This window comes from Pasteuria ramosa (genome assembly GCF_056496785.1).
The window spans coordinates 1132888-1158613 of sequence record NZ_CP143099.1 but is presented as its reverse complement, the minus strand read 5'-3'; the positions used below and the strand labels follow the sequence as shown (position 1 = coordinate 1158613).

Annotated in this window: 18 protein-coding genes; 5 read left to right on the top strand and 13 right to left on the bottom strand. The window is 29.7% G+C overall.

What is annotated here, in order from left to right:
- Nucleotides 1–575: 575 nt before the first annotated feature.
- Nucleotides 576–1394, bottom strand: a complete 819-nt coding sequence (gene asd, locus VS182_RS05075) for an archaetidylserine decarboxylase (protein WP_479484088.1) — start codon at nucleotides 1392–1394, stop codon at nucleotides 576–578.
- Between the two features lie 106 nt (nucleotides 1395–1500).
- Between asd and VS182_RS05070 the strand changes: the two genes are divergently transcribed.
- Entirely contained in the window at nucleotides 1501–1722 is a 222-nt protein-coding gene (locus VS182_RS05070) for a hypothetical protein (RefSeq protein WP_479484087.1), read from the top strand.
- Between the two features lie 73 nt (nucleotides 1723–1795).
- Here VS182_RS05070 and VS182_RS05065 read toward each other — a convergent pair whose 3' ends face one another.
- The 10 genes from VS182_RS05065 to VS182_RS05020 form a co-directional block, all read right to left on the bottom strand.
- Nucleotides 1796–2944 (bottom strand): S8 family peptidase, encoded by a 1149-nt coding sequence (locus VS182_RS05065; protein ID WP_479492393.1) that lies wholly within the window; start codon nucleotides 2942–2944, stop codon nucleotides 1796–1798.
- 212 nt (nucleotides 2945–3156) lie between these two features.
- Nucleotides 3157–3702, bottom strand: a complete 546-nt coding sequence (locus VS182_RS05060; protein ID WP_479484085.1) for a hypothetical protein — start codon at nucleotides 3700–3702, stop codon at nucleotides 3157–3159.
- Between the two features lie 533 nt (nucleotides 3703–4235).
- A complete protein-coding gene (locus VS182_RS05055) occupies nucleotides 4236–4898 on the bottom strand; it encodes a transposase family protein (protein ID WP_479488986.1) in 663 nt (220 codons plus the stop codon).
- 343 nt (nucleotides 4899–5241) lie between these two features.
- Nucleotides 5242–6165, bottom strand: a complete 924-nt coding sequence (locus VS182_RS05050; protein ID WP_479492392.1) for a hypothetical protein — start codon at nucleotides 6163–6165, stop codon at nucleotides 5242–5244.
- Between the two features lie 445 nt (nucleotides 6166–6610).
- Nucleotides 6611–6763 (bottom strand): hypothetical protein, encoded by a 153-nt coding sequence (locus VS182_RS05045; protein WP_479488984.1) that lies wholly within the window; start codon nucleotides 6761–6763, stop codon nucleotides 6611–6613.
- A gap of 30 nt (nucleotides 6764–6793) precedes the next feature.
- Nucleotides 6794–7336, bottom strand: a complete 543-nt coding sequence (locus tag VS182_RS05040) for a transposase (protein WP_479492391.1) — start codon at nucleotides 7334–7336, stop codon at nucleotides 6794–6796.
- Between the two features lie 821 nt (nucleotides 7337–8157).
- A complete protein-coding gene (locus tag VS182_RS05035; RefSeq protein ID WP_479492390.1) occupies nucleotides 8158–13773 on the bottom strand; it encodes a hypothetical protein in 5616 nt (1871 codons plus the stop codon).
- A 918-nt stretch (nucleotides 13774–14691) separates the two neighbouring features.
- Nucleotides 14692–14829, bottom strand: coding sequence for a hypothetical protein (locus VS182_RS05030; RefSeq protein WP_479492389.1), 138 nt, complete (start codon nucleotides 14827–14829; stop codon nucleotides 14692–14694).
- Nucleotides 14830–15959: 1130 nt separating this feature from the next.
- Nucleotides 15960–16220: a small, acid-soluble spore protein, alpha/beta type gene (locus tag VS182_RS05025; RefSeq protein ID WP_479484078.1), complete on the bottom strand. Its 261-nt coding sequence runs from the start codon at nucleotides 16218–16220 to the stop codon at nucleotides 15960–15962.
- 70 nt (nucleotides 16221–16290) lie between these two features.
- Entirely contained in the window at nucleotides 16291–16725 is a 435-nt protein-coding gene (locus tag VS182_RS05020) for a hypothetical protein (RefSeq protein WP_479484077.1), read from the bottom strand.
- Between the two features lie 915 nt (nucleotides 16726–17640).
- Here VS182_RS05020 and VS182_RS05015 point away from each other — a divergent pair.
- Nucleotides 17641–17778 (top strand): hypothetical protein, encoded by a 138-nt coding sequence (locus VS182_RS05015; protein ID WP_479487621.1) that lies wholly within the window; start codon nucleotides 17641–17643, stop codon nucleotides 17776–17778.
- Between the two features lie 770 nt (nucleotides 17779–18548).
- Here the strand turns inward: VS182_RS05015 and VS182_RS05010 are convergent.
- A complete protein-coding gene (locus VS182_RS05010; RefSeq protein WP_479488982.1) occupies nucleotides 18549–18695 on the bottom strand; it encodes a hypothetical protein in 147 nt (48 codons plus the stop codon).
- Nucleotides 18696–19437: 742 nt separating this feature from the next.
- Between VS182_RS05010 and VS182_RS05005 the strand changes: the two genes are divergently transcribed.
- From VS182_RS05005 to VS182_RS04995, 3 genes are all read left to right on the top strand, one after another.
- Entirely contained in the window at nucleotides 19438–20628 is a 1191-nt protein-coding gene (locus VS182_RS05005) for an alpha-helical endospore appendage domain-containing protein (RefSeq protein WP_479492388.1), read from the top strand.
- A gap of 87 nt (nucleotides 20629–20715) precedes the next feature.
- Nucleotides 20716–21687 carry a hypothetical protein gene (locus VS182_RS05000; protein WP_479484075.1) on the top strand — a complete coding sequence of 324 codons (972 nt, stop codon included), beginning with the start codon at nucleotides 20716–20718 and terminating at the stop codon, nucleotides 21685–21687.
- A gap of 44 nt (nucleotides 21688–21731) precedes the next feature.
- Nucleotides 21732–22985 (top strand): alpha-helical endospore appendage domain-containing protein, encoded by a 1254-nt coding sequence (locus VS182_RS04995; RefSeq protein ID WP_479484074.1) that lies wholly within the window; start codon nucleotides 21732–21734, stop codon nucleotides 22983–22985.
- Between the two features lie 418 nt (nucleotides 22986–23403).
- Here VS182_RS04995 and VS182_RS04990 read toward each other — a convergent pair whose 3' ends face one another.
- Nucleotides 23404–24675: a transposase gene (locus VS182_RS04990; protein ID WP_479492387.1), complete on the bottom strand. Its 1272-nt coding sequence runs from the start codon at nucleotides 24673–24675 to the stop codon at nucleotides 23404–23406.
- Nucleotides 24676–25726 lie beyond the last annotated feature (1051 nt).

Here is a 25726-nt window from a genome sequence, read left to right as displayed (position 1 = left end):
CAAACACCCCGAACATAAAAAGTTAAAATAATATCACTTAAAACAATAAATCTAAAAATATTAATGATAAAAATCCCATGCTAAAGATATACATCAAAAAATAAAAAGATACATAAATTTATTATATACGAAAAATAAAAAAGTTATATATAAAAACCAAAACAGTTATATATAAAAAAGACAACAAATGTACACCCAAAGATAAAAAAAGAAAACAAGAAACGACAAACTAGGAATATAGATTACTACAACATAAACATTTTACTACAAAATCAAATTTAGCAATATGCTTAACAAAAAAAAAAATAAAAACATCAGAGAAAACACTAGACGAGGAAAATGCATAGGCTTATTCATATCCAAATAAATATGCTTAAAAAGTATGCTTAAAACGTATTATAAGAAGTTAAATCTACATAAATAAAACCCTGATGATCCGAAAATAACTTTCATTAGAAAATTATTTGAACAAGCAACAAATTAAAAACATTTATGCTGAGATATGTATACTAAGCTTATGTATAATAAAATTAAAAATAATAATCTAATGAAAAAAATAAAACTTAATTGAACATTTATTTCACACGACCAATAGCTTGTCCCATCTTTAAAAACTTACCCTCAGAAAGCATTTGATCTAAGCTATTACATTGAGGCGGTAAACATAAAATAACTGTTGAACCAAAAGCAAAAAAACCTAATTCTTCACCTTTTTTAAAATCAACATCAGAATCATACACAAACACTTGTCGCTGCCCTGATATATTTGTCATTAACTGAGGCTGACAATTTAATTGAATCGACCCAACATTTGTAGCTCCAACTAATGTTAACATCATTGGACCAAAAAATGTTTCAAATATTAAAATCAATCGTTCATTACCTAAAAAAACCCTTGGAAACTTAACTAAACGTTTGATTCGTACAGGATGCAAAGAACCAGGTACATGGATAATAGTTTGTAACTTTCCGGCAAGCGGCATGTGAAAACGATGATAATCACGCGGACTTAGATAAAATACAGCAAAAGATCCCTTAGAAAAAGCAGGTATAACATCTTCACCATGCCCAGCTAAAAGTTCATGAAGTGTATAGATTTTACTTTTAGCAACAATCGTACAATTAACATCAATTGAACCTATCTGAGAAACTTCACTATCAGAAGGACTGACAAGCAAATCATCACCTTCAGCAATAGGTCTATCTTCTGGCTTAAGAGATCGTGTGAAAAAATCCAGCATATGATCAAAAGAATTAAGCGGTTTAGTTAAAACAGATGTATCAACATCGTAAAAACGAACATAAAAGGGAATTAGCTTTTTACTCAAAGGATGCCGCATTAACTTGCCACAAAGCCGAGATGACCATCTTGTTGGTAGCCAAGACCATAACATTATATTTTTCCCTCCAATAATATAATAAGGAAACAATAAGGAAAATAGCGGCAGCGTATTTAATCAGCTAAACGGGTACTATATCTATCATGGAGGTGAACATTCAATGGATAACAAAAAAGGTCAACAACAAGGTCAACAAAATCAAAAGAATCAACAAGGTCAACAACCACAAGGTCAACCACAAAAAAATGCTGCACGTAGCAAGGATTACGAATTTGGTAGCGAACTAGGAACTTCCTCTTCTCCTTCCATGTCCTCTTCTCCTTCAACAAACAAAACCCCTTCTGCTAACCGCAACCAAAATCAACAACCAAAAAATAACTAACGTAATACCCACGAATCCATCCTGGCTGAAAAAACAGTCAGGATGGATTTTTTAATATGTAAAAAAAACCTATTTAAGCACTTCCACGCAAATTATAATATGGATATAATTCAGACTTACGTAAAACATGGTAAGCATTTAAAGCTCGAATATCTCCCATAGGCGTAGCTGCATTTTTTAAAAAAATGCGTACAATTTCTGGATTTAAAGCACCATATCGTTGTAACAATAAAGCAATCGTACCTGTAACATGGGGTGTAGCCATAGATGTACCACTCATCTCACGTTTACCATCATTAATCCACGTAGACAAAATTTTATCACCAGGTGCCCCTAAATCAACTCTTTTATTAAAATTACTAAAAGATGATAAACGTTCGTTCTTGGAAAAAGATGCCACAGAAATCGTTTCCGGATAAGCAGCAGGATAGTCAATCTGCTTCTTTGAACCAGCATTACCCGCAGCAGCGACCATAATTAAACCCTTTTTATGAGCTCTTTTCACAGCTTGACGTAAAGATTCACTGCGTTCAGTCATACCAAAACTCATATTAACAATATCCATTTTATGTTCAATACACCAATCTAGCGCAGCCAAAAGATCAGACAACTTAGCACTACCCTGACGATTAAAAGCTTTAATACCATATAACTTAGCCTTAGGAGCAACGCCAATCAAATTACTTTGATGTGTACGAGCTGCAGCAATAATGCCTGCAACATGTGTGCCATGACCATTGTAGTCCATAGGCTTAGCATTAGGTGAAATCATATTAGCTCCACCATGGTAATTAGTTGCTAAAGATTCATGATAGCGATCTATACCAGTATCAATCACAGCAACCTTAACACCCAAACCATGCGATAAATCCCAAGCACGTGGCGCTTCAATACGTCTGACACCCCAAGGAAACTTTGATGTACTAACGATACGCGGCTCCAAATAAGGTTCATTTAATGTCAAACCCAAATCATGCTCTACATGTTCAGCTTGCAGACGAAGCTTTCCTGAATCAGGTTCACCAATAATTATACCCAAATTCAATAAACATCTAAAAGGTTTAATACCAAACAAATACATATTTCTCAAACAATTAGCTAACAATCCTCGATTACCAAATAAAAAAATACGCCGCGGTGAAAAATGTGAATTTATATACCAAGAGGGCGGTCGCATATGATAGATCATTCCTTTCTCCAAACCCCAATGCATAACAATCATGAATAAAAACCAAAAGCAACAAGTATTAAAAATAAATTGAAAATAATAAAAAAGAAACAAAAAAACGCTAAACAAAGCGTTAAAAAAAATTAAAAAAAGCATTAAAAAAATTACTTTAGAAAGAACAAAGATAAAATGGGGGTTTGTATTATACTATGAAAGAGGGAAAAATAATCTACCATAGCGTCTGCCTAAAAAATTTTTCTAAATAATCACAAACAAGGTCGAAAAGAAGCTTTACAACCTCTGCTCTTAAAAGCAAAATCTTTACCATAAGTGCCGATTTTCTCATAAAAAGCCGCCACATGTGCTAATAAATCTAAAGAAGCTACTTGGACTGCAAAAAAATAAACCCCATCCTCTGTATTTAAATAATACACACGATAATTAACTAACTTACCTTCTTTATTTTCCACTAAAAAAGCAACCTCTTGCGAAAAAAGTAAATTCACCAATGGATTTTCTTTTATCTGCACTTCATCAGATACCTCAAGATTATCAGATGATAAACATGAAAGATCACACAAACGAAAAGTAATATTAGGCGAAATAAATCCTTCTTGGGTTAAAAAAGTCATAACCTCACCACACAAGTCCAAACGAGGCATATCAAGTGAAATCAGTCCAAAAAATAAAGGTCCATCTTCTTTCATCAAAAGTAAACGTTTAACTAACATATTTTTAGTAAATTCAGTCGTAATTATTTTATCTTCTATCATACTAACATGCCATAAATCGAAATGGTTCTCCTTGTTCATAAACAATACACCCCGAACATTTGAAATAAACAAATTCTCTCGTAAGCATAACGGAAATAAACACCACTTATCAAGAAAAAATCAAGTCACCATAAACAATGTTCAGTAAAAAATCAAAAAAAAGAAAAAAGAAAAAAATTATAAAATAATAACTGTACATACCTGGAAATGTAGAACGTGTAAGGAAATACTGATATAGACAATTAGCAAAGCTGCTTTATTTTTAGAATTCTATCAAAAAAACTAAAAAATAATGACTTTTATATATATTTTTTAATATATATATCACTTGTACAAGAATCAATGCGAAGAAAGTTTAAGGGTCTAATCAAAGTTAATAAAAGCTATGATAATGGCTATTTTCGTGTTTAAATTCCATCAATAGTGTTAAAATATAAAAAAAAGAAGATTTTTGTTTTAGATATTTTATTAATAGGTTTAATTTGTCATTTTTTCAGTTATAAACAATGAAATTCTATTAAAAGCACCTAACTAATACATATGTAAATTATCGGAATTTTTAATTTTGATATTTAGATTGCTTTTTTATCTTCTTTAACTTCTTGGAATTTCCCTAAAGCTAGGTGAGCATTACACATTGCGAATATTAAATCAAATTTTTCTGGAAATTTTTTAGGATTATTACGATATCTATTAGAAATAATCTTAAATCTTTTTAACCAACCTATAACTCTTTCTACCAATGATCTTTTACGAGAAATTTTTTGATTATATTCCTTTTGTTCCTGAGTCAAATTCTTCAACTTACTTCTTTTATATGGTAAAAGCACGTATAGAAATAGCTTTTGTAAGCCCTGAAAGCCTAAATCAGAGATTAAAGTGGCATATTCAGATAACCATGGAATGTACGAATCTTTAAAAAACTTAAAATCATGTACACTACCAGGCGAAAAATTGGTGTAGCCAATAACAGCTGTTTCAGCAAAAATTGCAAGGAAAGACTTCATTGTTTGATACTTTTTTCTTCCAGATTCATATTTTTTATTATCTTTTTTTGGTCTTTCTGTGCCCAATTCAATACAATCGAAGATAAACATACCAAATATGAGGGATGAAAAATATGTAAACTGACTTATAGGATATCTTTTTGATAATACTTTATTTGCGATAACTTGTATCTTTTGTATGATGTTATTACCCGTGCTTTTACTAATACCAAAAATTTGCGCAATCATTCTATTCGTAATCCCAAGAAAAAATTATGGAAAAAGAAAAAATTATTTCATGTAAACTTATTTTTTAACATAAACTGAAAACTATTAATAAAATGTATGCATTTGGGTATGTAATTATAAATATTCAAATAATTACAACATTAGTATTTATATATCTTAAAAAATATATAAAAGGCAGCTTTATTGTCAATTTTAAGATTTTTTATAAAATTTTAAAATTGACAATAAATACCAATAATCTGCACTAATCGGATATATTAGTATTCTCGGACAAGTCCGCAGCAAAAAATTGTAAATTAATTTCAGGCACAGGTTCACTATACAACTCTTAGTTGTTTTTGTATTAAGCTATGTCCTTATTTTTTCCAATCAAGTCCATAATAATATCCGAGATTGCTTTAATTAATTTTTCATCACAAATCTCATCTAAATTATTATTAACAAGATAACCCATTAGTAAATTAATCAATTCTGGATCACTCAACTCTTGAGCAGAGGCCAATTCTTGAATTCCAATTTTAAGCTCATTGTACCAATTCTCATCGTCAGTACTGGTGATATGACTTACTGCATCAGATGATTTTTTCGATTGATTAGCAGATGAAAGTGGAGCTGATTCTTTGGATGAATATTTAGTTAATAGAATTAATAACATTGGGTTTATTGATGTATCAGTATCTGGTGCTGGTGGTGCTGGTGGTGCTGGTGGTGCTGGTGGTGCTGGTGGTGCTGGTGGTGCTGGTGGTGCTGGTGGTGCTGGTGGTGCTGGTGGTGGTGTTTGGTTTTCAGGAGGCATAACACGAATAATTTTACCGGCGGGTAAAATTATAGTATAATCATTTATATTATTTAAAGTACTACTATTGCTAGAATCCCTAATAGTTTCACGATTAAAAATCAATTCAGTACCATCACGTAAAATTAATTTATCCCCTTCCTGCTTGATATCATAAGGAAGTTGATCATCAGGGTCACAATACAAAGGTCCATTCGGATCATCCTCAATGTCAAAATAAATAGTAAAAACCATCGTATCCTCCTCATAACCATGACTTTTAAGATTCTTGAAAGTAAACTCACCATTATGTTCAAGAATCATGTTATCGTTCAACTGATATTCACCATAGCGAATCTCTTCATTTTCACTAGTTGGGGATCCGGCTTCTGAGATATGTAGCAAAATATTATTATCGGTATAAATAAATGCACCACTCATAAGAAATGCAGATATTGCAATTTTATTAAAATTAATTTTCTTTTTATACATATACGCACACTCCTTTTTATTTTTTCCATAATTATAGATATAATAAAGATTTAATTAGTTGATAAATATATCAAAATTAATAAAGTATATTTTTGTAATATAATCTTAGATATAAACTTACTTCTAAATTTTAGACAGTGCATTAATTACAATAAATATATTTTTTATTATACCATACTTGCCAAAAAATAGGCCATAATTTTTGATTTTCAAAAATTATCTTGAAATGTTTATTATAATCTAAGTTTGAACATTATTTGTTTATACAAAAGAGCGCTTTTATTTTTAGGATAATTTAGCATCCTTATGTTTAATTACTCTAAAAAGATAATTTATATATTTATATTTTTATAATAAATTTAATTATATTTATGAATGGCCAAAAAACAAACCTTGCCTGTTTAGACTTTTACCATATTTATCCTTTTTAATTGTATTTGCAGATTTATGCTACCTCTTCAAATTGATAACAGTAGGACCTTAGTACTGCTCTTAATCCTTTTTTGGCACGTGATAAAATAAGCTTCACAGATCTATGCGTAGGAATATCTAAATATGATATTATCCCTTTCAAGGATGAAATGCATATATCAATCATATCTTCTATTCGATTAGCTTCTTTTTTAGCCTAATATTTACGTAATCCCTTTAGAAGATTACCATTATCTGTATGTATACAATACCTTGCTACAAACATTTGTAAAATTAAGTATCGATCTAAAGCTTTGCTGGATCTGACTTGGCATCCTTGTAAAGAAAGGTAATTTTGAGCTGTTCTAAAATAGGTTTCGATTTCCCATCTGTTCGAATAATAATTTAGAATTTCTTCATTACTTAGCTCCATATCTGTGTAAATAAAAGCTTTTGCTTTAGATATATCTTGACCTTCCTTAACGCAAATAAGGACAACCGCATTGTCAATAAAATTAAGATTACCTTCATATCTATAAAAACTATAATTTTGCTTTTTAATGTTAACAACTTTTTTATCTGCATTTTTTATAAAATTTAAAAACATTTTTATTTTATTTTTAATGCTTAAAGGACAAATAACAATATCGATTCTTAATGCACCTATAAAATTAAATCCTTTTTTTAAGCTTGTTTCGATGATCTTTTTTGGAATATACCAGGAATCTACGCAAACATATGCTTTGTAATCTGGGCTCACTAGATATGATATAGCAAGCAGTATCCATTTTATTGCTTTCTGTTTTATTAGCACGTTTAACTTCTATAGGATAGCTTAAACCATCTGTATGTAAAATAGCTTGAACAATAGAATGACCATATACACTTCTTTTATCTAGATTAGAATAATGATAACCCGCTGCTTGTATAGCGTATTCAGAGTAATGTCTATTTTTTGTGTAAAATCTTAAAATATAATATATTGCAAACTTAGGAAATACAATAACATTTTATGGTTTTTATTAATAATTTACATTTTTTTGTTTTTTTGCCTGTACAGAAATAAAGAACTAATCAATAGTAGTAGTTCTATCAAGTAAAATCCAACAAGCAGCGTAAACCGCAACTTGTTGGAACAGTCAATGGATTTGCCTCTAGACCCATAAGCTCATCAATGACAATCTTGATTACATGTTGACCAGGACATGAACATCTTGACCTGACGCGCGTTCTTTTACTCTTTCCACAAATTACTTAAAGATAGCAAAACGAATATCAGCCTCTAAAAAAGGCATTCTAACCTGACGCAGCATATCTTGAATATCATCATCTTGTCTGTGCTTCTCAAAAAACACACTCCAGATGGAAATCGATCATACAACTGTACTTATAGGGCATTTTTCCCCTATTTGTGTAATAAAATAAATATAAAAACTTATGAAGCCTAGTAAATAAAGATACACAAACCAGTTTTTAAAAGAAAAATATCATAGATACCTATTACAACTATGAGGAATAAAATGAACTTGCGCCAAGCAAGTGCTACGATAAAAATCTCATCTTGAAAAAATAAAAACAGAATTACAATTCATCATGATTAGGAACTTTTGATTTACCAGCAACTTTTGATTCTTTTAATTTTTTCTCCATACTTTCACGTAAAGACTTCAATCCCTCCATATGCTTCCTAATATTGTTTAAAGTAGGGCTTAATCCCGAAAGTTTAGTTTGGAATTCATTAATATCTAACTCCAATTTTTCGAAATCTAAGCTATCTATATAATTTACTATCTCAGCGGAAAAACCCTGGCCCACACGGATTAGTGATAAATAATCTTGTGATTTTTTAGAATTTTGTAAAATAGATGATAAAAAATCAGAATCATCTTCTAAAGGTAGATTAAGTTCTTCAATAGTTTCGTTAAATTTTTCAATCCGTCTCCTAAACAAAGTCCTAATTGTTTGATATTCATTCCTATCTTCCGCTATTAACGGTAAATCTATATAATTATTTCCGGCAGATTCTATAGCTTGTGCTTCTGCAAAAAGCAAATCAACTTCAGAAAATAAACTTTCTTCTTTATCTACATCACTGTCTAAATCGGATTTTTGTTTTTTAATATCATTGAATCTAGCCTCTTGTAAGAGAGCTGAAATCCTTAATTTAGAAGCTAAGAAAAAAAGATTAGCATACCTAATAATTCTATCCTCTAAATCAAAGGGTTGATAGTATGTCAATAAAGAAAAATAAGGACTATTCGAATCGCCACTATAATTTTCTTTATAAAGCTTTTCTAAATCATCTATAGAAGTCTGAACTTTATAAATTAGATCCCTAGCTTCCTCTTGAAAAGAAGTATACTCTCTAGAAACCGCTCCCTGAAATTCATTGGAATCATATAATTCTGCTTTCTGTTCATCGTGTAAATTACCCTGATACTTTTCCATGTGTTTATTAAGAGCTAACTTTGCATCTCGGTAATATTGATTGGCATCTTTTAATTTTAAATTTTGATCTTTAATTTGACGTTCGCTAAAATTCTTATACATATTATCTTTATGCATATTAAACATCTTTTTAAAATATTTTTTTATAGGAGCAATTTCTGACTCAAAGTTAGAAAACCGCTTTTTTGAATCAGCTATCAAAGCTTTGATATTACTAGACTTTCCGGAAGATGTTCCCCCTGAATCTATAGTTTGATTTTTTAAAATACCCAAAAGCTCTTTTCCTAAAGCTTCAATTTCATTAACCAACTTTTTGTTCTCAGAAGCGTCAACTCCAAATTTTTCCACTCGTTTATTAAGTTGCGGTAATCTATCTTTATACCTTAAATGCCTTAAACTAATAATATAGTCCCTAAAATTAGAGTTAACATCATCAAAATCATTTTTTTGGTAAAAATAAGGAAGAAGAGAATTAAGATGTTGAGCAACTCTGGAAATATGGCTATTAATTTTATCATGAAAATCAATATCATAACGGTCTTTAATACAGCTATTTAATAAAACGCTCAAATCATCAATAATATCAAAATAAATATCTTGCTTTATAAGTTCATTATCTTTAATTGGCAAAATAAGATCTTGGTTAAGATTACGATTGTAAATATAAGTCTTTAACCGATCCGCATTTTCGGAATACTTACTTCTAAATTCATTTATATAATTAATTTCTTGCTGATTTAAATCCCTATCTAAATTATTAAATAAAATACTATATAATATTTGAATATCTTCAAATAAATCTAAGTATATAGAAAAAACAGGAGAATGAGAAAAAGTTCCTCTAAGTAAAAAATCTACTTTTTCCTTACTACTAGCTGAGCTTATTAATTTATCTATTTCATCACGCTTAGCTAGGGGTACTAATGTAGCAATTCTCAGATTATCAATATTTATAAATTGCTGATTATTAAAAGCATTCCCTAAAGCAGAAGCAACCCTAAAATGAGAAGAATCAGGTCTACTTAGTTTAGGAACAATATCCTGAGAATCTATATTATCCGCACTCGCCGCTTGAGCAATTAAAGACCTAGCGGCTCGGTCATCATTATATACAGCCGATCTACCTCTAGTGAGAAAAAGATTTAAATTTTCCATATATTTTTTCAGTAAAACCTTAATACGTTTAAAAGAATCATATGATGATTGATATCCCGTATCATTATAATAAGAATCCCGTTCAGAAATAACATTATGAAATAGCGAAGCAATTACCGATAATAATACAGAAAAATTATCTTTATGTTTTAAAAGCAATCTATCCCATTCCGAAGAGATAACCTCTGGATCTGCATTTCTATCCTTAGTCAAAATTCCATACATAGACTGCAATGTTTCAAGAACAGAATAATATGCATTAGCATAAATCACATTAGAAAATTTAAGCCAGTCAGGATGTAAAATATTCATCCCTAATAAATTATTTAAGGAACTCGTATCCCGTCCAGAATCATGCAAAAATATATCCGAAATATAATCAATACTATAAGATTGAAGCGCTAATATATACTTTTGAAGACTATGTATAAATTTTGATTTATCTGTCCTCCTAGCATCATTTGGATCAATATTATTTAATACATTAAATACCAAATCTATGTGTGGTATAAATCTCAATATATTCAAATCATAGTAATTAATTTCCGGAGAAGAACTAATAATAGATTCTATCTCAATACCTAAAGATGATGCTAACTTTCTTCTATCATGAAGAGCCAAATCCTTAAAATAATGATCTAAATAAATAAAAGATCGCGAATGTAAAGCAGTTTTATCCCTGTAAATTTCTTCTTGGCTCATTAGTTTATTATCTAAAATAATATCGGATAATTCATTATAAAATCTATTCAAAAAACTACTGTATGTATTACGCCAATGCATATAAAATTCATCTGAATCGCCGCTAAGTCTATAAGTAAAAATATTTCTTAAATATTCATCTCTTAACTTCTTTAATTCGCTATAATTTTTTTTATACAATTCCCAAATTTTTAAATCTGCATCAGTGATATAATCAGGTCGATATGCGTCTAACTGTTCTGGATCTATGGAATCATTGAAAACATCTGAATAATCAATCTTATCTGCATTACGTATTGAATCCTCAAGTTTATTATGTATATCCCAAACCATATTAGCATCAAAGTATAATCTTAATAAATCCCTAAGAGGATATAGACTTTTATCATTAATAGCCTTAATCAAACCAGAAGAATTAAATCCTACAGGCATCCATGTCTGGTTTCTATTTACAATTTTTAATCTTCTCTTTTCAAATTTATCCATCTGTTCTATAAATCGATTAGGAATAATAGCTCTATCATTATTTTCATTCCTAGGTCTAACACCATATCTTAATGCATAATCACGATCAAATGGATTTTGATTAGTTGGCATAGGTGCATTATTTGGATTTTGATTAGTCTGCCACGAAAATCTTCTTAGGGAGTTTAAACCTAATCTGCGTTCAAACCTAGGTCTTATGAAATTTAATGGAATAGATTCTGCATTCCTATTAATAGCACTATTAATAATTTCTTCATCTGCCCTACGACCATAAAACCACTCCCTCATATCAAAACAACCCATACGCCTAGGTCTAGAAGAATGTTCAACAGGACATAAGAAATTTTTATCTTTAAATTCTGGGTATTTTTTTTGTATAATTGAGGTTATTGAACGTAGATTAGATTCAAATTTATCCATTTTAAAAGTATCAAGGTTTTCTAATGCTTTCTGCCATTCTTTTTCAATTTCTTGGTTTGATAATATCAATGTATAAAATATATTAAAATCAGCATCAGGCAAAGAAGGTGAATCAAGCAGAATTTTAGAGAAAATCCTTTTAAACAAAATATCTATATATTCAAAAAACATATCTTTTAAAAACGAAATAATAGCAGATCGAGTTGTTTTATAAGAATCAACAGATGAACTATAATCTTCTAAGATACTTTTAAAAAACTCATTATAAGATTTAGAACCAAAGTATCTATTATCATCATTTGAACTATTTTTTAAAAGATCTCCAAAATATTTTATATCAGATAAAAATTTATTTAAGTCTGTTATATCATCTAACTTCTGACTATCTATATCGGCAAGGGAATCTAGATGACGTTTAAACTCAGACTTAATAGAACCCCACTTAAGATAATGAGACTTAAAATCAATATAATTCGATTTATCTAAATTTTTGGCCATGCTACCAAGTACGAAACTTAAAGCATAAACTTCAGAATTGATTTCTGGTCTATAAATTTCCCTTTTCAAATCCTCAATCTTTTTATCTAAGTTTATAACCATACTATCCTTATCTTTACCTATTAAATCAGTCCAATATTCAAACACATGGCCCCTAGGGTCCGAAAAATAAGAATAAAATTCATCAAAATCATATAATCTATAATCAATAGAAATATTATCAAATAAACGCTTGACTATATTCCTGAAAATCTTTCCTTTCATATCTTTAATACGAACTTTAATTTTTTCAAAATCGTCTGATGTAAAATTATTATTAGTTTCTTTTCTAAAGTTACCAATAAATTGAAGATATTCTTCTTTGAATAATTTATCGACCAACTTCATATCGATTAAATAATATATAATATCCTGCATTTTATCCAAAGACACCATATCTAAAAATATACCTTTATACATTCCTTCAGATATGCCATCTTCGGTGCTTAATTCTAATGTTATTTTATTTTGTATAAATCCATTAATCAATGATTCTAAATCATTCAATGCGAAATAATAATTAAAATCTAAATTAGATGAAACATCTACAGCATTTAGAACCAATTTTCTCATACAAATTAATAAATCAGGTTTTAAAGCCTTAAAATCTATATCCCTTTTATGTACTAAATGAAGTCCCGTGCTCCCAGAAACTGTTTTTAACTCTTTATCTCCTTCTACTTCATTCTTATCCATCTCTTTTTCCAATTCTTGTATCCTGTTTTTAATCTTAGCATCAATTAAATCAGATTTAAAATTTGATTTATCTACCAAACTATTGTATGATTTTATTTTAAATAAATTATATATATCTTCTTTAATCGAATTTGATTTAGAATCGATATTCAATTTTTCAAATAATTCATTAGTTGTATTGACCAAAACTATATCTATATTTTTGGTTAAACTAGATTGATCTTCTGTTTTAAACAAATCATCATGTTCATCTAAACGTTTCTTCAATGAATTTAAAAACTGTTTATCTATGCCCTTGTAATCTTTTAAAAGCAGCTGATTTATCAAATAAGGTACTACCCCGAGAGCAACAAAATCACTTCTCTTAAAATCGAATTTATGATTTGATAACCCATAAAATTCACTTATCCATGGTCGGAAAAAATTTTCAAATTTTTCGTATTTATCAGAATATTTATGATTATAATCATATAAATCGTCATTACCTGAAGGATCTATATGAACTAACCACTGTTTATATGTGTATAAATGAATCCATTCTTTAAATAAATCGTTATTTTTTGTATTTAATTCCTTTAGACTTTGATAAAACAATTTTTTTGTCTGTATATCCCCCATCTTATTTCCAGCATCAACCTTATCCTGAGCAAATACATTAAAAGGTGCGACATAGATAGTGGGTATCGAAAATATAGTAAATATTAACATTAATTTCTTTAATTTTTGTTCTCTAAATAATGATTGTTTAATCATAGATCTCTGTTCACCTACTTTAATTACATATTAAATCTATCTTTAAATACTTCTAGGAATTAATATAGAGTATCGCATAAAATATAGAGTATCGCATAAAATATAGAGTATCGCATAAAATATAGATAAAAAATTAACTTATTGGTATTATTAAGATAAAAGATAAAAGATAAAAGATAAAAGATAAAAGATAAATAAAAATAATTGTTATTTATAAAATTATGTTTATATCTTTGAATTTTAATATAATACAAAAATAACCATATTAAATAATATTATTTTTTATATTATATTCTGCACATGAAAAAAAAGCAAGAAACTGTAAATTATTAATAAAATAAGAAAAATTATAATATTACCAAAGTTTGCAAAATCATAATATTTTAAGATGTTGAAAAAAAAGAGACATCCCTAGACCCACTGTTTAAAATGTAAGTTGCATTTACAAAAAATAAAAGGTGGCTAAAAGATTTCTATTAACTGTAAGTTAACTAATAAATATAATAATTATCTGGATTTTTATTTATTAATTTAAGGATCAAAAAAATTATACAAAAAAACAACACTTCATTTTCAGGATATATTATTGTTATTCTCCCAATTTTTTATATTTTTTAAAGTAGCATTTTTTAACTCTTTCTACTATTTTAAAGACAGTTCCCCTATCAAAACCAACTGCAGATATATTTTTTATTTTAATAATTAGCATAAATTTTAATATAAAAAATAACAATATTACATAACAATATTACATAACAATATTATTTTTGTGCGCTATTATATATCAATTTAAAGATGGGTATGTAATATTTTTCTCTCCCTCTGGCCTATTATGAATCGGGCTTGGTGGCTAGGAGATAATCAGACTTGGGAACTATCCTCCTAATAATTTCCAAGCTGAACTGATCTAGAAGGATCCTAAAATATTTTTGGTATTCTTAGAAATTTTGGAAAAGAAGAATCTAACATTGATATGTCATAGCTTGGTGGAGGATTTATTGTTTGAAAATTATTAAGTTGATAAATCTGATCATGTGGCAATTGCCTACCACTCATTATTGCAGTGTGTTCATATTCAGCTTGGGGCAGATCATAATTAGGCGGAGGTGAGATCGTAGAATTTACATATTCATTATGCTATCGTAAGTAGGTGGCGAGGTAGTAGAAAATGGTTAAAACATCTCTAGTATACTATTGTTTATCCGTCTTCCCACCTGACTTACCCGTTTTCTAACCTGACTAATCCAATGCTATGTCCTATTATTCCTATTTGATTCTGCAAGGCGACCAAATCCTGGCAGCCCAAATCCCGTGTCATTCCTTTTACATCTGTTAACTCCTCTACCTAGGATTTGTTTTTGATCCCGATGCGACTTCCTCTTCAACTGCTCCTAATGCTCCTAAAAATTCAGGCAAAATATCTAATAAATCGAAGAACAAGGTTCGATTTTTTTCCTCCTTTTCCAATGCATCCTGTTCATTTATTTGATAAAACAATATATAAAATAAAAAATAAAAAATAATTATAAATTTTATATATTTTCTAAGATATATAAATACTAATTATTTTATTATAGGAATATTACTGATTACAGGTCAAAATAAAATATATTTTATTAATAGTTTCAAATTTATAATAATATTTAATATATGCTAGGTTACATGCCAACCTAGCTGTATGGGAATCACAAAAAGATAAAAAAGAAAACTAAATAAATATAGAATAAACAATTTTGATAATTTACATATGTATTAGTTAGGTGCTTTTAATAGAGTTACATTGTTTATATCTATAAAAATGAAAAATTAAACCTATTAATCAAATCACTAAAAAAAATATTATTTTTTTATATTTTAAAACTATTTATGGAATTTAAACATAAAAGTAGTCATTACCATAGCTTTTAATGAATGCAATTAGGTTCTTAAAATCTCTTTACAGAAGTTTTTGGACAATCTTGGCATTTTACGCAAAGTACAGAATAAATGAAAAAATCAAAATAAAAGTAACACTAAAAAACAAATAATCCTCGCTCATCCCAAAAGACAAGCGAGGATTATTGATAAAATATATACTTGATAGATTATATCCTAAATATGATGATATCATGAAAAATATGGATTAATGAAGGTCGTAAACTAATTTTATAAATACAAGGGAAATAAATAAGGGAAGATTAAGAGCTTTAAGAAGGCGTGTTACCACTAGAACCTTGTTTGTTTAACTGTTGTTGAGCCATTGTTACAAGACGCTTAGTTATCTCACCACCTACAGAACCATTCGCACGTGATGTTTCATCAGGACCTAATTGAACACCTAACTCTTGGGCAATCTCAGTCTTCATTTGATCAAGAGCTTTAGCTGAACCAGGTACAACCAAGTAATTCGTACTACCACGCCTTAACTGTTCTTCTGACTGGCCTGGTGTTTGATTTTTTTGATACATTTTATATGTCACCTCCGACATCAATAGACTGCCCATTCTAAAAGACAATATCCTATCTTTTAAAAGCAATTCATTGGAAAATATATGAAGAATCACGCAATTCAGCCAAACGCCATCTATGTAACCAGTTGGAAACTTCTGGATATGTAACCGCAAAATTATATAGATGACGTGCATCTATATTCGTCCATAAACGTGATCCAGCGAAAAAACAGCCATCTTTAATACGTAAATAATCATAACGCACCAAACGTTTTAAAAGAAATTCCCACATCATAACAGAATGAATCCGCGGAAAAATCTTAACCAGCTTATCTATTGTTAATGAAATATTTGCACCCCGAGACAATGCAGGATTCAAACAAGGATATACTAATAAAAGCCACATCACGACAAGTAACGCTTTTAAAGCATTTGACCAATTTTCATACGAAACATAAGAAGCTTTAGAATACCTAACCTTTAACTGCTGACTCAATAAATCTAATTCATGCTCATCAAGCATACAAAACAACCCCCAACAAAAATAATAACAAACTAAGTTGTTACCAATTATTAGCGATAACATACATAAAAATTACGCTTGATTATTTTTGAGACAGCAAAATTGTAAAAAATAATGGCCTTAAAAAAATAAATTTAAAATATATTGAAACTCGGATCTACATACTATCGTAAATAAATAAACATATTTTCTTTCGATCTATTTTTCAGAAGGTATATAGAGCCTTTTCCAATAACCCATCTTAAATAGTGTTTAAGAACCTAATTTAATGAACAAAAAGCTATGATAATAGCTATTTTTGTGTTTAAATTACACCATTACTAATCGGCTATATTAATATTTCTGGACAAGTCCATTAAAGAGAGTTTAAGAACCTGATTTAATGCCTCAAAAGCTATGATAATGGCTATTTTTGTGTTTAAATTACACCATTACTAATCAGCTATATTAATATTTATTATAAGCCCATAGTTATATTAATATAAATGCAAAAATGCTGTTTATATATCAAAAAGTATATAAACAGCATTTTTAATTTTAAATTTTTGGATAAAATTAAAAAATAAATAAAAATAAAAATAAATAAAAATAAATAAAAATAAATAAAAATAAATAAAAATAAATAAAAATCATCCTTGTTAATTATCTATATCCTTATTTCCGCGGCCTACGTAATTTTTAAACCTGCGATTTTATAAATTTATTTATTTTTAAACTTCATTATAATAAGTATAAAAAATTAAAATTAGGTCAAATAATGTTCAGATGTGGCAAGATATAAAAAATTTAATTATATAGATCAAAGCCAAACAACAACCTAGGTAACAATCAAACTAAATTTCATAATATATGACTATAAGCAGCAGAGATTAAAACTCAATAAAGTTGTAAATTTCACAAAAAATTAGATTAATTTTGAAGGAAAGTGATAAAGTGTCGCAACCCAATATACCCAATATTACACCATTAATTAATGTTAATCGAGCCGATGCATTAAAACTAATGGCCGCAGCTATTGCCATGGAGGAACTAGGACTTAGCCACGTTGTTTAATTAGTGTTTTTATAAATATATATTTATCACTTTTCATATATGTTTATCCAATTGATCTAAATGGATGAAGAACATGAACGATAAGAAATGCATAGATGTCCTTTCAGTTAACTTGGGTATAGCTTTGATGTGGCTAAAGCTATATAAGTGATCCAAGAAAATAAATCGCATCCATCGGATTGTTAAATTTAATTTTTGTAAAAAAAATAAAATTATGTATTTTTTAAGAAAAATATATCGAATTCTCTAATGTCAGAAGTTGTTAATACCAACTACAAGGCTCAAGAGGATAGGCTGTTTTGGGTCATTTTCTTCTTAAATTGTGGATGATAATGAACAAGATGTTGAATGACCTAAAACAGAGTGAAAGCCGTATGTGTTGCAAGATGCTTGTGCGGTTTGGGAGGGGCAAAAGATGCTACCTCGTATTATTAATACTGAAGGTGAAGTGCGACACGTTATTGATGAAAAATCTAAATTATAAGATTTAAGTCAATCATTTGTTTACTTTTATAAAAAATAAATTTTTTATAAAAGTAATCTGAATAGAACTAAAGTGTTGTAACCTAAAACCTGCCTGCATTTTGTAGGAAGCCAGGTCAATAAAAACAAAAAACTTGTAAAGGATAGAAAAACATCTAAGGCAAGATAAAGCAAAGAAATATTTAGGATGTAAAAAGTCGCTAACTTATTTTCACCTAAGGAAAGGCGATTATAATTATTTTTAAATTTAAAAATAATTATCTGCTTTCACAACCTATTTGTTCTGCCTAAGGATGCAAAAGAATCAAACAACACTTTGGAACGTGGTAAGTAGATAATTCTATGAAAGCAACATCGTCTGATGAAGGAAAGTATCTAAAAATACTTAACAAATCGATGTTCGATAAAACGCCGTATGAAATGAAGTGCGACACGTTCTTAGCTAAATCCTAAGCATAAATTTTATGAACTAAATGATTAATGATCAAAACACTAAAACACCTGTTTGCATATTTTGTATATGTAAAAAGCCAGGTAAAGATGGTTATAACCAAGAGGCTAATAAAGATATATAGGGCAAGGAAATTGTTAATAAATAATTTTTAACAATAAACAAAGAAACAACTTTACGGGTAAAAGGGGGATGTTGTTAAGTACAAATTTCATTGAGGAACAACAACGTAATTTTATACTTAAATTTCCAAACCTATAGTTTCTGCCTAAAAATATCATAGATAGCTTAATCATTTGGAACGTGGAAAGTAATAAATAAATTAGAGATATTATTTATTACGAGAGCGAAAATCAAAGTACCTTGTAAATATCTAAAAAATATAAAGGGATAGATTTTCAGTTATTTCAATTCGTAATAATATATAAAAAATTTAATTAAATAAAAATCTAAGTTCACAAAATTTTACTAAATAAAAATTTAATTATATATTTTAATATATAATTAAATTTTTATATATTAGATAAATATCTATAAATAAACAACAAAGATATCACGATAAGTAAATTTATATAAGAAAATAACAAAATGCCGTGTGAGGTTAAAGCCTCATGCATGGTATAAATGCAAACTATAATTTTTTATTCTTATGAAAAATGATTATTTAATATAAAAAAATAAGATAAGAAGTTAAAATTATAGATGCAGCTAGTTTCACGTACGGTGTGGAGCAAAATGTTTTTCTATATTGCTATAAACTACAATATGTCCTCGGTACCTTAGCCGGTGTTACAAATCCTAATCCCCCGTCAATTCAAGATTTGCTGGCAATAAATAAAAATATTCAAAATAACTTAAAAGCAATAGCTAGTCAAGAAATATCTATTGCTTCCCAATTAGGCTGTGCTTTATCAGAACTAAATGCAGTCTCTGTTGGTCCAACTGGCCCAACCGGTGCTACTGGTCCAAAAGGTCCACTTGGACCTGCAGGTGCTAGAGGGATAACTGGTCCAACCGCACCCGGAATAAGCGTATTGGAAAAAGGAATCTTAATCACCGTAGGTCCTAAGGGCCCTACTGGTGCAACAGGACCAGTAGGACCTAAAGGACCTTTTGGAACAAGAGGTCCGCAAGGTATGCAAGGTCCAAAAGGTTTAGATGGCAAAACTATTATCGGCCCTACTGGTCCTGCTGGATTAATAGGTCCTAAAGGAAATATTGGTCCAAAAGGTATAATGGGTATACTAGGACCAACAGGTTTTGCACCAACAGGCCCTATTGGTCCACAAGGCGAAAAAGGTTTTAAGGGTAATCAAGGTCCTGCTGGTCCAGAAGGATTAATAGGTACAAAGGGATTAATAGGACCTGCAGGGGAAAAAGGCTTAATAGGTGCTAGCGGCAAGAAAGGCATGGAAGGACATAAAGGTCCCATAGGCCCTAAAGGTTTAAATGCTGGTGCACCTGGCAGTATTAATCTTTACAATTCTTTCCAAGGTTTGAAAATAGTACCTCATAGCCAAGACATCCATTCATACTATCTAGCTTTTGATAACAATATCGATAAAATGTACACAAATGCCCTTAAGATATCAGATGATTTGACCACAATTACATTGATCAATCCAGGTATATACGCTATCTTCTGTAATTTAGGTTACTTAGCGCCTGTAAATGCTAATAAAAAATTAAATCTCAATATATTAAAATTGATTGTAAACGATGTACCTTTCTCAGGCGGAACATTTTATGGTTCGTATAGTAATCCTAACCAGAGCAAAGCCAATAGTGCTATTGGATCAATGAAAATTATCCTGCCAGCAGATGCGTCTACGAATTTAAAATTTTTAAACTCGAATAGCTGTATGAACCAACATAATAATGTGCGTTTTCAATTACTAATACAACAACTAATGTAATTAATCTATAATGATAAATAATACAAAATGAATAATATAAATAATATATCTTAATTAAACATATTTTTTAGAAAAGGATTTAAAACTATGAGTATATTAATAGGTCCAAAAGGGCCCATAGGACCAAGAGGTCCTCAAGGTTTACCAGGTGGTCCACAAGGAAGTATTGGACCGACAGGACCAAGCGTTATAGGAAGAATGGGTAATAAAGGACCAGATGGTCCACGTGGTCCACAAGGATATATAGGACCTGTCGGCTTACCAGGCCCTCAAGGTTTACCAGGCATAAATGGCATATCTATCACAGGGCCAACTGGCCTGATGGGAGCAATTGGTCCTGTTGGGTTAAGAGGTATAACAGGAACTACAGGAAAAATGGGCCCTGTGATTTTTATAACAGGACCGACAGGACCGACAGGATCTATAGGTGATATGGGAGAACCCGGTATACCAGGTTCTCAAGGTCCGCAAGGTCCAATCGGAAATACAGGTCCCATGGGATCTCAAGGTTTACAAGGTAATCAAGGTGAACAAGGTCAAGATGGTCCTAGTGGTGATGCAGGTATTAAAGGCGATCCCGCCTTGCCAAATATCGCTTATTTCGCCTCTTTTATCAATGAAAAAAATAAACTTGAACCTACCGTTACCTGGGATTATCAAGTTAACTTCAGTTCAAATAACGTCTCATTGAATAATGAATCGCAAATTATACTAAATCCTGGTGTTTATATCATTAGCTATGGGGGCTCACAAACAATGCCCTCTCATGAAATAGAACACGATATATCTTGGAAAGTTAATTCAGGAAACATAACAACATACGGAAATCCAAACGTTAAATTAAATAATTTCTCCTGTCACTTAAATGCTTCAAATGATAATCAAGTCTTAGAGTGTTTTTCCACAAATAGAGAATGCTTTTTTGATGTTCAAATAAAATCAACTATCCAAATGGTAATGCCGCATAAAAACAAAAAAATACTTGAAGAAGCTACAACAAAAACAGCACTACCCCACAACCCTATTAACGCTTATGTTGTCATACGTAAAATCGGCTAAAAATCTTTTAATTTAAATTAGAGTTAAGGAGATAAATAAAAAATATGTCACAAGCTAATATACCTGGTATATCTCCTCAAATTTCTCTGAATCAATCAGACGTACTAAATCTTATCTTAGTATCGACAGCAATGAATGAATTAGGCCTAAGCCATCTTTTAAATGCTGAAGCAGAGAAAATGCAATATATTTTGGGCACTTTACCAGGTGTTACAAACCCCACACCGCCAACACTACAAGATTTAATATCAATCAGTAATAGCGTAAATTTAATTTTACAAAGTACCGCACAAAAAAATGCAGCTTTACATGATCAAACATGTTCGGTTATAAACACTATTTCAATACCTGGTCCAACTGGCCCAACTGGCCCCACCGGCCTTATCGGTTCCGCCACGGGATTACAAGGTCCGCAAGGGCCAACTGGTTTCTTTATCACAGGTCCTACGGGTCCAAATGGTGATATGGGCCCAGCAGGTTACATGGGAATGTATGGATCCGAAGGACCAATAGGGCCAATAGGTAATAACGGTATTGATGGCATCTCTATCGTAGGTCCTCAAGGTCCGCAAGGTCCAACTGGTGCAACAGGCGAAATAGGAGCACAAGGATCGATAGGACCTGAAGGTATAACAACCACAATAAGTCCGCAAGGTCCGCAAGGGCCACAAGGTCCAATCGGAAAAGATGGAAATGTAGGAATTCGAGGACTTCAAGGACTTCAAGGACCTCCAGGACCTAAAGGATCTAAAGGAATTACAGGTTTAACCGGCATCCACGGCATGAAAGGTAATACAGGACCTACTGGGAATAGTGGACCTCAAGGCGATTTTGCTCTAGGATTAGGATCTTTTGGTTTCATAGCCGCAGAACCTATCAGTTTACCAGCCGATAATCCAATACCCATCAATAAATTCAACCGTATTTATGGTAAAGGTATTAGTCTCTCCGCTGTTGATGCAATTACCTTAGAACCTGGTATTTATCATATAGATTATGGTATCATGACAAATTCTGAAAATGAACACAATATAGCAGGATGTCAACTCTTAAAAAACAACGATCCCATCTTAGGTAGCTTCATCTTTAAAAACACAACAAACCAACTAGGAGAAGAAATACATAATACCTCCAGTTGGCTAGGTGCATCCATCGTTATACAAATACAAAACACTTCTACCTTACAAATCGTACCCTCAATCTCACCATTAGAATTCACACCATACTCAGAAGTAACAAGATTAACTTTACAACATCAACCAACATTGGCTAGTATAAATATCTTAAAGTTAGCCTAAAAAACAAAATATAAAAATAATCAAAATATTAAAACAAAATAAATCGCTACATAATTTCAATATATAAAAAATATAAAATATAAATATATTTTTATCCAAACAGCTACATTATAAATACCTAAACATATGAAAAAATATATAACTGTACTTGCCAAAAAAAATAGGCCATAATTTTTGATTTTCAAAAATTAACTTAAAAAGTTTATTATAATCTAAGTTTGAACATTATTTGTTTATACAAAAGATCGTTTTTATTTTTAGATTAATTTAGCATCCTTATGTTTAATTACTCTAAAAAGAGAATTTATATATTTGTATTTTTATAATAAATTTAATTATATTTATAAATGGTCAAAAAACAAATCTAGCTTTTTTAGTTTTTTTACCATATCTATCCTTTTTAATTGTATTTGCAGATTTAGGCTACCTCTTTAAATTGATAACAGTAGGACCTTAGTGCTGCTCTTAATCCTTTTTTGGCACGTGATAAAATAAGCTTCACAGATATATGCGTAGGAACATCTAAATATGATATTACCTCTTTAAGGGATGAAATTAATATATCAATCATATCTTCTATTCGATCAGCTTCTTTTTTAGCCTGATATTTACGTAATCCCTTTAGGAGATTACCATTACCTGTATGTATACAATACATTGCTACAAACATTTGTAAAATTAAGTATCTATCTAAAGATTTGATGGATCTGACTTGGTATCCTTGTAAAGCAAGATAATTTTTAGCTGTTCTAAAATAGGTTTCGATTTCCCATCTTTTCGAATAATAATTTAGAATTTCTTCATTACTTAGCTCCATATCTGTGCAAATAAAAGCTTTTGCTTTAGATATATCTTGACCTTCCTTAAGACAAATAAGGACAACTGCATTGTCAATAAAATTAAGATTACCTTCATATCTATAAACACGATACTTTTGTTTTTTAATGGTAACAACTTTTGTATCTTTATTTTTTATAAAATTTAAAAACATTTTTATTTGATTTTTAATGCCTAAAGGACAAATAACAATATCGATTCTTAATGCACCTATAAAATGAAATCCTTTTTTTAAGCTTGTTTCGATGATCTTTTTTGAAATATACCAAGAATCTACACAAACATATGCTTTGTGATCTGGCTCAGGAGCACTAGATATGATATCGCAAGCAGTATCCATTTTATTACTTTCTGTTTTATTAGCACGTGTAACTTCTATAGGATAGCTTAAACCATCTGTATGTAACATAGCTTGAACAATAGAATGACCATATACACTTCTTTTATCTAGATTAGAATAATGGTAACCTGCTGCTTGTATAGGGTGTTCAGCTAATGATGATGGCTTTGTCTTATGGCATACTGTATCGTCAATTATCAGAAAGTAAGGTTTATTTTTTCTCTTAGCTTGATTGATAACTTCTTCATAAGAAACATTGTTTATGGCGTCACTAAGTATTTTTTCATCCCATTTTGAATTAGTCATCATATGGCTTATCGTTTGGCGGCACCTGTTATAAAAGCTTTTTTTATGAATATCTGACAAAGTTCCGTTAAAGTTTTGTGACAACATACCATCAATAATCTGCAAAATATGATTAAAAACAGATGAAGTAAATTGGGATATTAACCCCAATTTACGAAAAAATTTGACCAAATGGGATTTATTTGTTAACCTACAATTAATAGACATTCTCTATCCTCCTGTTGGTTTTTTGTTAACACTTACATTCTACACAGGTGATAGCGGAATGTCTATTTTTGTTTGTAAAATATTAAAATGTAATATATTGTAAACTTTGGAAATATAATAAAATTTTATTATTTTTATTAATAATTTACATTTTTTTGCTTTTTTTGCATGTACAGTTATAAAATTTTTGCGGATGGTTTAATCGGAGAATGAAATTCTTAAAAAAATGTCAAATTCTATACTAATATCAATTTAATTGTGACATAAATTATGTTTACCATATTTTTTAATTAAAAGTTTTCAAAAGGATTTATAAAAGCCGCTTTTCTAAACAATTCAGGATTTTTTATTTTCCATTTAATAATTAAATCATCAAATAATATTAGTAATTCAGCAGCGATACCGGGATCATAAGGAAATCAATTTATTAAAAACTCATAAATTTTTTCTATGTTTTCCAGCGTGTCACTCCCTTCTCGTATAATTTAATTCATTAAATCATGTTCTTCAGAAAATAAGAATGCTTAATAATTTTTATATGGATTAGCTTTTAAAAAAGCCGCAATTAATTTATTTTAAAATGGTTTAAATATATATGAACTCCCACATACTGCAAATAATTTCATTATGCCAATTATGGATTTTTTTGATTTGTTTAATATTAATTTCCTCATTAGTTTCACTTTTTAATATTAATATAAAATTAAATGAATTAAATATAATAACTGTATCATTTGTTTTATCAATTATGTAATATAATATATAAAAGAGAAATTTATTATTAATTCTAAAAAATTTATATAATAAGATATCATTAATATTTATATTTTTTCAAAAGAATCAGAAAAATACTTTTCTATGATTAGCTTGCCAGAAAAATAATCTAAAGGTAGTTTGAGAACCCAATCGAATGCACTAAAAGCGATGATAATGGCTATTTTTGTATTTAAATAACATAATTAACTAACCATTTAAGGGCAAGTCATGTATATAAATCCCAATGCTTTATTTATTTAAATTTAATAAATCAATAAATAATTTCTTGAATTAT